At 46.6% G+C, this 9,559-nt stretch carries 12 protein-coding genes; all 12 read left to right on the top strand.

Features of this window, described 5'->3' with window-relative positions:
• Positions 1–416 precede the first annotated feature (416 nt).
• On the top strand, positions 417–1,145 hold the full coding sequence (locus EDM52_RS19770) for an RcpC/CpaB family pilus assembly protein (RefSeq protein ID WP_122910674.1): 729 nt from the start codon (positions 417–419) through the stop codon (positions 1,143–1,145).
• Positions 1,142–2,551 (top strand): CpaE/TadZ family protein, encoded by a 1,410-nt coding sequence (locus EDM52_RS19765; protein ID WP_122910673.1) that lies wholly within the window; start codon positions 1,142–1,144, stop codon positions 2,549–2,551. Before EDM52_RS19770 ends, EDM52_RS19765 begins: the two co-directional genes overlap by 4 nt.
• Before the next feature lie 16 nt (positions 2,552–2,567).
• Positions 2,568–4,055, top strand: coding sequence for a TadA family conjugal transfer-associated ATPase (locus tag EDM52_RS19760; protein ID WP_122910672.1), 1,488 nt, complete (start codon positions 2,568–2,570; stop codon positions 4,053–4,055).
• A 12-nt stretch (positions 4,056–4,067) separates the two neighbouring features.
• Positions 4,068–4,964, top strand: a complete 897-nt coding sequence (locus EDM52_RS19755; protein ID WP_122910671.1) for a type II secretion system F family protein — start codon at positions 4,068–4,070, stop codon at positions 4,962–4,964.
• Positions 4,965–4,969: 5 nt separating this feature from the next.
• On the top strand, positions 4,970–5,878 hold the full coding sequence (locus EDM52_RS19750) for a type II secretion system F family protein (RefSeq protein ID WP_122910670.1): 909 nt from the start codon (positions 4,970–4,972) through the stop codon (positions 5,876–5,878).
• A 65-nt stretch (positions 5,879–5,943) separates the two neighbouring features.
• Complete coding sequence (locus EDM52_RS19745) at positions 5,944–6,120, top strand: Flp family type IVb pilin (protein WP_122910669.1); 177 nt, start codon at positions 5,944–5,946, stop codon at positions 6,118–6,120.
• Positions 6,117–6,614 carry an A24 family peptidase gene (locus EDM52_RS19740; protein ID WP_122910668.1) on the top strand — a complete coding sequence of 166 codons (498 nt, stop codon included), beginning with the start codon at positions 6,117–6,119 and terminating at the stop codon, positions 6,612–6,614. The genes EDM52_RS19745 and EDM52_RS19740 overlap by 4 nt, the downstream gene beginning before the upstream one ends.
• Complete coding sequence (locus EDM52_RS19735; protein ID WP_122910667.1) at positions 6,611–7,042, top strand: TadE/TadG family type IV pilus assembly protein; 432 nt, start codon at positions 6,611–6,613, stop codon at positions 7,040–7,042. Before EDM52_RS19740 ends, EDM52_RS19735 begins: the two co-directional genes overlap by 4 nt.
• Positions 7,039–7,542, top strand: coding sequence for a hypothetical protein (locus EDM52_RS19730; protein ID WP_122910666.1), 504 nt, complete (start codon positions 7,039–7,041; stop codon positions 7,540–7,542). Before EDM52_RS19735 ends, EDM52_RS19730 begins: the two co-directional genes overlap by 4 nt.
• A 103-nt stretch (positions 7,543–7,645) precedes the next feature.
• Positions 7,646–8,263, top strand: a complete 618-nt coding sequence (locus EDM52_RS19725; RefSeq protein WP_122910665.1) for a DUF4046 domain-containing protein — start codon at positions 7,646–7,648, stop codon at positions 8,261–8,263.
• A 108-nt stretch (positions 8,264–8,371) separates the two neighbouring features.
• Positions 8,372–8,650 carry a hypothetical protein gene (locus tag EDM52_RS19720; protein WP_122910664.1) on the top strand — a complete coding sequence of 93 codons (279 nt, stop codon included), beginning with the start codon at positions 8,372–8,374 and terminating at the stop codon, positions 8,648–8,650.
• Positions 8,651–8,800: 150 nt separating this feature from the next.
• Positions 8,801–9,559 carry a hypothetical protein gene (locus EDM52_RS19715; RefSeq protein WP_122910663.1) on the top strand — a complete coding sequence of 253 codons (759 nt, stop codon included), beginning with the start codon at positions 8,801–8,803 and terminating at the stop codon, positions 9,557–9,559.

Below are 9,559 nucleotides of genomic sequence, written 5' to 3'. Positions count from 1 at the left end.
CGTGATTTTGATGCAATGGATGATGGTGATCCGTCTGTGCCGCCTCAATTTGGTTGTGAGCATTGCGGTAATCCCATGTACCCTGAGTACTACAAAGGATTGCATGGATACGAGTACAAACTTTCGGATATCCTCTAACGCAAAAAGGCCCAGAGCTTCGCTCTGGGTTTTCTTATACTATCGGAAAGTTTAAGTGCGCTAAAGCGCTAAAAAGATTAGCGGAAGATAGTATAAGTGCAACTAAGGCTCCGCCAAAAGCTTGGCGTAGCCAAGTTTTCTAATGCAATCAAAAAGTGAACATGCATGAAAAAATAGATCATGTGGTAGGATCGTGCAAAGAATGGGCACGGTCCTTTTTTTGTCCCTAGACCTCCCTGTACGCTAGAAAAAAGTGTTTGAGAGGAGGGATATTTAGTATGTCTGTACATCCATTACGATTATTGGCATTGCTTTTGTTATCTACGTGTGTGGCATTTGGTGCTTATCAGCTCCTAAAACCTCAGACGATTACGTACATTCAACTCCGAGCGAATATAGAGAAAGAAAGCGGTCAACTACTCGAGGTAGAGGATATAGAACCTTTAACTTTAACTTTGGGTAATACCTTTCAGGAACCTGGGCTATCAATACCTGGTTTAATTCCTTGGGAGCTGCTTCCTCAGTATGTGGGACTTCCCTTTTCCCATCAAGTAAAGGGAGGACGTCCTTTACTGGAAGGTGATCTGGAGATATCGAATCAACCCCAGCAGGATAAAACACTAGAGGCGTCGATGACGGGAATGAGCATACCTGTTAACAATATCGCTGGCGTCTCCCCGCATCTTGCCAAGGGAGAACGGGTTCATGTTTACGCTTCCTTTGAAAACGAAGCAGGCGCACATTCCGGATTACTGCTACAAAACATGCCAATCATTGGCGTCCAGCGAGAAATGGAGGGGAATCGAACCAATCTAGTCGCAGTTACCCTTTCACTTACGCGTAGCGAAGCAGTTCTCCTTACCCATGCTCTTCACTATGGAAAAATACGATTGGGTCTTGCTACCGGATTAGATGGGCAAAAGCCTGGCGTTGGGGACGTAGCTTTTGCCAATGATCTGATGAAAACCAAAAAACGTTGGGAATCAGAAACGGAGGATCGAGAATGAAAAAGCGTTTGCTCATAGTCGATGAAGATTCTGCTTCAAACAGTATGCTTATGAATCATTTGACCAATAGCAAGTGGGTGGAGATTTGCGGACAAGCCACCCGAATAGATCAGGTCTGGCAGATGCTGCAATCACTAAGACCAGACATGGTACTGTTGGGTGAAATCAAGGAATCAGAGCGTGGTGTGCTCTGTCAGCAATTTCGTTTTGCGTTTCCCCATCTTTCTTTCATTGCTGCATGTTCTCCTCAAGATCTGGTCTGGGAACCGTTTTTTCGAAACCTGGGCATTTGGGTAGTAGCCAAGCCTATTCAGGCGGGACAAATCGAAGCATTGGCGATGATGCCTCAAGCGATTACTAGAGAGGCTTGGCAATCTGCCCCTCCACAAGAGCCATACTCCAACACTCCTTCCATGCCATCGAATCAGCCGCTACGGCAAACCATGGGGGAAGCTTCATCGGAATCCCAAAGTCCAGCTATACACTCCATGCCAAAGCATCTCATAACTGTCTACGGTCCCAAAGGTGGAGTTGGAAAAACGTTTATATCCCGCGAACTGGCGATCTACTTCTCCCAGCAAAAAAGAGAAGGCAGCACGCTTAAGGTATTAGCGGTAGATTTCAATCTGGATTTGGGGACCTTCGCTACAACTTTGAATCTGCCCCGTACACCCAATATGTTCACTTGGGTACAGGAAATCGAAGCTCAGCTGCATGAATCAGTAAGGCTGCGCGGACGCGACCCCGCAGACATCAGAGCTGAAGAATGGCAGGAGTACATCGCTGATTTTCGCCTGTCATCGGCAGATGTCGAAAAATATATCGTGACACATATGGAGTCAGGTTTACATGTCCTTACTTCACCTCGCGATATCCGACATAGCTTCGAGATTCGCAACTATCATGTGTACCTCATTTTGGAGACGCTGAAGCATAGTACATATGACGTGATATTGATAGATACTGCCCCAGATACAACAGATGCCACAATACAAGCTCTCTTCTTTGCCGAACAAGTGGTGATGGTAGGAAACCCAGTTGTAGATTCCATAGAAAATATTCAACGTCTATTAAAGCTATTAAGGGAAGCAGAGTATCCCGAAGAGCGAATACAAGTGTGTATGAATCGACTTCAACGAAAAGAAATGTTCACTTTGGACGAGATCAGAGCTTATTTTCAGCTGCATCCGAGTAAAAAAATTTTCCCGATACCGGATGATGCGGAGGTAAAAAAGTCAATCAATACAGGATCACCCATGATGCTGCAACCGGGAAAGACTGCAGCTAAAGGTGCCATTGAAACATTGGGAAAAGCCCTGATACCGGAAGAAGAGGAGAAGGCGGAGAGCCCGCTGAAAAATAAAACCCGCGAACGGCCTGCATTATTCCGGTGGTTGTGGGGTTAAGGGAGCTGGTGTTATCATGTTTGACCGCAAAAAGATGCTCGCCATGCAATCATCTGAGCGAAGTGTACAGGAAATGCTGCACATGGGAAGGGAGTCAGTCCGAGTACCCCAGACGCTGAATGAGAAAATGCAAATACAGACACTGCATGGAACTGCTGAAAAATGGATGAGCAGTGAAGTGGAGACTACCGTACGAACCCAGATCGTAGAAAAGCACGGAAAACGTTTATGGGAGGAAAAGCATAACCCCATGTATTTGGAGGAGCTTTCTGCGGATATAAAAATGCTCCTGGAGGCTAACGTCCCCCTCTCTACAGCAAATTTGGAAACAGAGGTAAAAAGGCTGCTCCACTCGCTGACGGGGTGGGGGCCGCTGGACATCATGCTCGACGATCCTGACATTACGGAAATTATGTTTCACCGCCACGATTATTTAGTCGTGGAAAGAAAAAGTACAGGCCGGCTGGAGAGTCCTGACATTCCCGTTTTTCGGGATGAGGAGGAAATGCTGCGCTTGCTTGAGCAAATTGCTGCGACAGTAGGACGGGAATTTAACGAAACGAAGGCAGAGCTACACACTCAATTGCCGGATGGCTCCCGGATTGCAGCGACCCACAAATCCATTTCTCCGGATGGACATATGCTTACCATTCGCAAGCATCGCGAACTGCTGTCCGAAGAGGACTATCTTCGTTATGGCTCCTTGTGTGAACCTATGCTTCAATTTTTAAAATGGGCCGTGGGTCTATCTCGTGCGTCAGGGATCGTTAGTGGCGGTACAGGTTCAGGAAAGACCCATATGCTCAACCTCATTTCTCAGTATGTACTGCCGTACTTGAGTATCATCACGATCGAAGACGTGCTGGAGATGAAGCTGCAGCATCCGTACGTTCGGCGTTTTTTGGCCAAGCCACCGAACTACGAGGGCAGAGGTGGCTTTTCCATCAAGGATTGTGTGAGGCTGTCTCTGCGTAAACGTCCTGACGTTATTATGGTAGGGGAAACTAGGGGTGGAGAAATCGTCGATATGCTTTGGGCCATGAATACGGATCATCCCGGGAGCTGGAGCACTGCGCATGCGAACTCGCCTCGTGCCTTGGTCGACTCGACTTTGCCGATCTTGTTTGGAAAAGCAGATGAAGTATACAGTTCAGAGGAACGAAATCTGATGATTGGCTCAGCGCTGGACCTGATCGTTCAGGTGAAGCGTTTTGAAGAGGATGGGAGCAGAAAAGTAGTGGCGATCACGGAGGTGGTAGGCACCGGACAGTCTCACGAGGAGAAAATTCGCCGAGCCTGCCATGTAAAACAGGTCCTGCCTGATCGCGTTTATTTACAAGACATCTACGTTTTTGAACAGACGGGCATTCGCGATGGCAAGGTGACGGGTACCTTTAAATGGACAGGCTATCGCCCTGAAAAGCTGGTCAAACGTTGGCTAGAAAAAGGATTGACGCGCGAGGAAATCGATCAGGTATTTTTTACTTCCCCCATCCGGGTCTGAGGGGTGAATGGGATGAATGTGAGTTTGCCTATCGCTTTAGGAATCGGTATGAGTCTGTTTTTGTTATGTACTCCAAGGAACCTGTTTGTACGACAGCAGGCTGAGACTCATGAGCTTGTAGGCCACCTGCAACGCGGAAGAACGACCAATTGGAGACACTTGGCAGATAGATTGCAGCAATCTCAGTCTGGCTGGAGTGTGCATCGGTATATCACTGTTTCGTTTCTACTGGGATTTCTTTGCTTTGTGATGAGCAGTCAGCTTTTGCAATCATGGTGGCTGGGGCTGCCTATGTTTTTGGCGGGAATCTTATTTACGGAGCGTTTGGTCATGGTGTTGGGAGCCAGGCGAAAAGACAGGTTTGAAGCAGGGAATGTGAAGGCGATTCGGCTGATGGCAAGCTCCCTGCGTACCTCTCCCTCTTCTCTGCATGCATTTGAGCAAGTAGCAGGCAGTCCCTATATGGATGCAACCGTTTTGGAGGAATACCGCAGAATCGTGGAGCATTTACGAGCACAGATACCACTGGAGCATGTGATGCAAGCCTTTTATGACAGGACTGGCTCTGTCGATGTGAAGTATTTAGCTACGATCATACAAATTCAGCGCGAGATGGGTGGAGATATGGCGAAGACGCTGGATTTGGCGGCTTCCACAATCCTTCGTCGCCGTCAGTCCTTGCGTCGACAAAAGGCTGCTATGGCGCAGATCGTAGCTCAGGTGAATCTACTTAGCCTTATGCCGTTTTTATTCGTGACGACACTCTATATCAACAATCCCCATCACTTTGATCCCCTGATCGCCACACTCGAAGGCCGAATGATCATGCTGGCGTGTTTGCTAAGCATTCTAGTCGGTGGAGAAGCGATTCGATTTGTGGCTCAAAAAAGTGTGCACGGAGGGGGATGAGCAAAATGCTGCTCATTTGTGTGATAACAGGAATAGCACTCTTTCTCTACGGACTACCTGTATGTCTGGAGCGGGGAATTGCACCAGTTGATTCCCTGTTAGGACGGATTGATCAGGAGCAGCAAGCTCATCTGGATCAATCCTTTCAGAGGAAGAAAAGTCGTATCCGGATCGTGGAGCTGCTGGGCAAAAGGGAAGTCTGGTTGCAACGTGCCAGTGAATGGACGGGAGTAGATCGAAAAAAATTTGAAGAAATTCTTTTTCGATTGCAGTGGAGAGTCAGTGTAGCAGAAATTGTACTGTGCAGGGGTCTAAGCTTGATATTCGTGGCCTCTTCGCTCTTGCACCTTTTAGTCGCCATCTATACCGGGAAAACGCTTGGATTGGCGAATAGTTGGCCATTAATGGTTAGTCTGGTGTTGTATCTGCTTCCCACCCTGCTGCTTGAATGGGCTGACAAAAGGGCAAAGGCAGAGATCCAGGCGCAAGTCCCGGTTTTTTTCAGCATTGTACAGTCTCTAGTCGAAGCAGGGATGCCTTTACAATCAGCTGTAAAACAGACAGCTCGCCGCTTTGATGCGAGGCTTGGACATGAGCTTGCACGCCTGGAAACGGAAGAAAAGCGTTATGGAACATGGCGAAAGGCTTTGGAAGAAATGGCTTTTCGCTGGGAGGTGGATGCACTGACGACTATTACGATGGAAATGAATGAAGCGATTCGCAAAGGAATCAGTATCTCCAATATGCTCGCCGTTCAAGTAGAGGAACAAATGAGGCAGCAAGAAGATGAAGCATCAGCGCGTATGAATCGGCTTAACATACGATTACTTCCATTTGTCATTGTACTGATGGGTGTTCCCTTGCTTTTTTTGGTTATGGGTCCTGTGTTGATGGGCATTAATGAGAGGATGTAAATAATTTTGCGGGTGTTGCTGTCTTTTGGCAGAGTTAAGGTAGAACCTGCAAAGGAGTGAATGCAATGTCCATGATTACACAGTATCTGAAGCGCTTTTGGCAAGAGGAGGATGGCGTCACGATTGTTGAAATGGTCATCATTATTGCCGTCATCCTGATGGCCGTAATTCCAGCTTTGATGGCACTAGGTGAAGCTGAAGAAGCGAGACTTCAGGAAATCACAGATAAGCTCAGTAAATGAATGAATGGATTGTGCTTGCAATGCTGCTTGTGGCTGCCTGGTCTGACCTGCGCCGCAGGAAAATCCCCAATATGTGCACGGTTCCGATGATGGTGACAGGTTTGGGCTACCAGTGCCTGAACGGAATGGGTTGGCTTGCCCTGACAGGTCTGACGTGCGGCTTTCTTCTGACAGTCGTACCCGTCCTGATAAAAGGAATGGGGATGGGGGACCAAAAATTGCTCATGGCAGTTGGCGCCTGGAGTAGTTGGTCAGACATATACCTCATGTTTCTTATGGCAATTTTGCTCTGTTTGGTGGCAGCTGTGCTTCTACCTAGCACCTGGACACTTCTTTACACAAACCTTCGTGCCATACTGGTTGGCTGGACAGCACACCGGCAGTTATGGCTGCCAATGGCGGGGAGATCCGCATTATCTTTTCCCTTTGCGGTTTGGCTGCTCGCAGCTTATCTGCTTCAGCCCATCTGGTACGTCGTGGAGACAGGTATATGAAGAGGGAATTTTTTCGAAGGGTGAGGGCACTTTGGAAAGAAGAAAAGGGCAGCCAGCTCATTGAATTTATTCTGGTTTTTCCCTTGGTCTGGTTGTTGATCGTCTTTAGTTTTGATCAGTTTAGCATCCTTTACAATAAGCAAAAAGCGTTGGCAGCGGCCTATGAAGCAGGAAGAATTGCTGCTGTTCAGCCCAATTATGGTTTGGCTTCGTACCATGCGCAGGAAAGAGGCAAAAAAGAGCTTAGACAGGCCATAGGACTGACAGAGGGCAGTATTCAGCTGTACATTCGGGAAGGAAGCTGGAGAAAAGGCAACCATGTACAGACTGAAGCTTCTGTTTCCTTTACATTGTTGGCGACTGGATCAAGATATCAGATTACAGAAAGCTATTTTATGATGATCGAGAACGCGGAGGAAAAAAGATGATTCGGCATATTAGAAAATGGGGCAGGCATTTTGCCGAAGAGCGGGGAGCGATCATGGTGACTGCGCTCTTTTTTTTCTTCTGTTTAGGTGGACTGATCTCGTTGTTGCTGCTTCAGGAACAGGCAGATTTATGGGAAATGCACATGCAGCAAACGGCAGACACCATTTCCAAAGGAGCTCGGGCTGCTGGTAAATGGGAGTATTACAACGACCAGGGAGAGAAGCACAAGCTTTTGCTGGCTACGACCGATGAAGCGATGCATTATCAGGCGAATATCATTCGCGGGGCAAGAGAAGAAGCTCAGATTTTGTGGAACCTAAACAAACCGACTTGGAAAAACCAAAAAGATTCGGTAGATATTGTGCATCAAAAAGGAGAACGGAATCAGTTGTACCGACAGGGAATCTATCACGTCAGTGTGGAAATGAAGAAAGAAATCCCGTTATTTTGGGAAATGTTTGACTTGAAACTAGAACGGGTATCTCAATCAGAAATATAAACCGCGTGCAAGTTTAGAGGGCCTTTCGTCTATTGTTTTTGTCCTAATCCACTATGGTAATTTAGTAGTATATTCCAAAAGTGGGTATAGGAGTGAGGGAACAGTGCCATCTAAAATAGTGGATCGGTACAGACGCATCCTCATGGGTGAGCAGAAGCGTTTTTCTCCGTACGAGTTTGAAGATGCGCAGTACCGCAAGCAAAAAGTTCAGTTAGTCTTACGATATGCAATTGAAAACGTAAAGAAATGGACTCCTGAACAAGCACGTAAGGAATTGCGTTTAAGTGATGTGAAGGAGCTAAAGCTTCATTTGATTCGAGAGTATATTGAACCTCCCATCGAAGCCAAGCCAGAGGATGTGTATTATCTGGTTGATTACGCTTATCCGTTTTTGCCCCGTCTTTCTGAGGAGCAACGGGTACTATGGGTATACAAAGAAGTGCTATCGGGGATTCGGCGTCATTTTCCCCCGCTGTATTTTCAGAGTGTCAAGGGAGAAGAGCGGGCTAAGGTATGTGTTGACTACATGTTCCGTGAATTGATGCAGCTGAAAGATATCTATGAATTGCCCAAGATATTTGGAAAAACGGAGAGAGCTTACTCCTTGCTAAAGAAGCACAAGCTGAAAATTCTTGTAGATACCTTGTATTTCTCCCCCTTTGACATGTTGACAGATATGTATCCTGAATTGAATGATCCTGAACTGTGGAAGGATTACTAAAAAATATTTGCGCCTACCCGCTGTCTTTTTTTACGGTAGAAGTGTTTCATGGGCTTATAAGCAGATGAAACGGCCGTACTCTACAGGTGAGAGAAGGAGGCGTTGCGCATGGCAACAGTAGAGGCTCACCACGTGTTCTCTACAAGCGTAGAGCAGCTTCTAGGCAGACGGGTCTGCTATCAGAAGCACAAGCCAGGCAGGTATCTTTCATTGGAAAGAGTACCGCGAGGAGTCTTCCAGATCGATTCGGTCAATCAATTTGGAAGCAGAGTAGTCCTGAATGACGGGGTTGTGGTGATGGAGAATGCTCCAACCGTCATCGAGCGCAGGGGAAGAATCGCCCTCTTGCTCTCGACAGGAGAGGAACTCTACTTCACGGTAGAGTAACTCCGGAGTCGCCTCGCACGGGTGCGTGTGGGGCGGCCTTCTAAAATTATTTTGATCTAATAGAATTCAAAAAATATTTGACGAGTGCCGAAAGATGTTGCAGAATGTCTATTAATTAATAAAAATGTAAAAAAATGGGGGGTGATTGTCGTGTTGGCAAAGAGTGCTGTCGAATTAGTAAACCGCTGCTACGAAGAGACAAATAGTTTAATGTCACTGGAAATCTTAAAAGAATCATTTATTGCCTTTGTCTTTGGAAACTATCAAGAGGAATTTGTACTACGCTACAACCTTGAGAATTTTTACGAGCATCTGGATCAGCTTCGATTAACGAATTGCCGCAGAGATTTTGATAAAGCTGTAGAAGAGTGGTACATGGTTCAGTATGGGTGCGACACCAAGGAAGCCAATTTTCACGACATCTTGTTCACATTGGTAAAGGAAGCAATCGTAGAGCATCAGTCACAAAATCGAATGGAGCTTATCCGGGATGTGACAAAGGTGCTTACCCTGCCAAACGGGTTTATCTCACGCTGGCAGAATGGGCATATGAATGATCAAAGCTTGCCTACCTACTTTAAGTACCTAATGAAGCTGGGGCTTCGCTCCAACGATGACATTGAAACATTAGTCGATATGTGGCTGGTAGAGTACCCGAATGCTTTTGACAAAAAACAACAGCAGTTGTTTGCCAATCCCCCGCGGAGAGGTCGACCGAATAATGTGGAATTGGCTTTGCTGGTAGAAAAGGCAAGTCAGTTTAAGCCGGAAATGACATCTCAAGAAAAAGAACGATTGCGCAAAATCTATTACTATCATCGCAAGACACTAACGATTCGAGAAATGATTGAGAAATTTAAGAATTACATCTCAAGCAAAAACAAGACCGATGACTCACAGGTTGGATAG

Source organism: Brevibacillus invocatus (assembly GCF_003710915.1).
GTDB lineage: Bacteria > Bacillota > Bacilli > Brevibacillales > Brevibacillaceae > Brevibacillus > Brevibacillus invocatus.
This window is presented reverse-complemented; position numbering and strand designations above follow the sequence as displayed.

Coding starts and splice junctions, on each gene's coding strand:
- EDM52_RS19770 (WP_122910674.1), top strand. CDS start 417: ATGTCTGTACATCCATTACGATTATTGGCATTGCTTTTGTTATCTACG.
- EDM52_RS19765 (WP_122910673.1), top strand. CDS start 1,142: ATGAAAAAGCGTTTGCTCATAGTCGATGAAGATTCTGCTTCAAACAGT.
- EDM52_RS19760 (WP_122910672.1), top strand. CDS start 2,568: ATGTTTGACCGCAAAAAGATGCTCGCCATGCAATCATCTGAGCGAAGT.
- EDM52_RS19755 (WP_122910671.1), top strand. CDS start 4,068: ATGAATGTGAGTTTGCCTATCGCTTTAGGAATCGGTATGAGTCTGTTT.
- EDM52_RS19750 (WP_122910670.1), top strand. CDS start 4,970: ATGCTGCTCATTTGTGTGATAACAGGAATAGCACTCTTTCTCTACGGA.
- EDM52_RS19745 (WP_122910669.1), top strand. CDS start 5,944: ATGTCCATGATTACACAGTATCTGAAGCGCTTTTGGCAAGAGGAGGAT.
- EDM52_RS19740 (WP_122910668.1), top strand. CDS start 6,117: ATGAATGAATGGATTGTGCTTGCAATGCTGCTTGTGGCTGCCTGGTCT.
- EDM52_RS19735 (WP_122910667.1), top strand. CDS start 6,611: ATGAAGAGGGAATTTTTTCGAAGGGTGAGGGCACTTTGGAAAGAAGAA.
- EDM52_RS19730 (WP_122910666.1), top strand. CDS start 7,039: ATGATTCGGCATATTAGAAAATGGGGCAGGCATTTTGCCGAAGAGCGG.
- EDM52_RS19720 (WP_122910664.1), top strand. CDS start 8,372: ATGGCAACAGTAGAGGCTCACCACGTGTTCTCTACAAGCGTAGAGCAG.